The organism is Photorhabdus cinerea, from assembly GCF_011189575.1.
Classification (GTDB): domain Bacteria; phylum Pseudomonadota; class Gammaproteobacteria; order Enterobacterales; family Enterobacteriaceae; genus Photorhabdus; species Photorhabdus cinerea.
Genome location: NZ_PUJW01000136.1, coordinates 1 through 614 on the forward strand (window position 1 = coordinate 1; position 614 = coordinate 614).

The window sequence follows — 614 nt, forward strand, 5'->3', positions numbered from 1 at the left end:
CAGATGCTACCAGAGAGCTGCCGGCTGTTGCCGCCGCCGCTGCAATAGCAATCACCGCAGAAACCACCGGATTTAAATGCTGGCTCTTATGATCCCAACTGTTATAAGCATCCTTGACCAAATTCCACTGGATATCTTTATTGTCATTGAGTCCTTTCAGCCAGGCGGTCTCCGGTGTATTCCCCAATACGGCTAAGACATTTTGTAATGACTGACCATTTTTTGCTTTGATATCCGCGCTGACACCGTTAGCCGCTTCTACTGTCAGTTTTCCGCCAATATGAATAGCAGGAAGAACCCACGTATCTTTGGTATAACCTTTATCCCTATGTTTGATATAAAAGCCTTTTGAGTGGGTAATAGTCTGTTCAAAGGTAGTATTTTTTACTGCTTTAAAATTGACTTTACCGTGAGTGCTGGTCAATTTGGCATTTTTATTGGTGGCAATTTTGCTGGCTTCGTAAGTGCTGTCATCCCGGCTTAACAGGTTAATATCACCACCAGCGATAAATTCAGTGACTTTGTTGGTGACATCATGACGGGTGCGTTTATGGGTTTTCTTCTTGCCATACCAGTTACGACTTGTTTCTGTTTTCTCATAATGACTGGATTCT

1 pseudogene is annotated in these 614 nt (G+C 43.2%); it reads right to left on the minus strand.

What is annotated here, in order from left to right:
• Positions 1-614: pseudogene (locus C5469_RS23015) on the minus strand (DUF637 domain-containing protein); the annotation flags it as partial.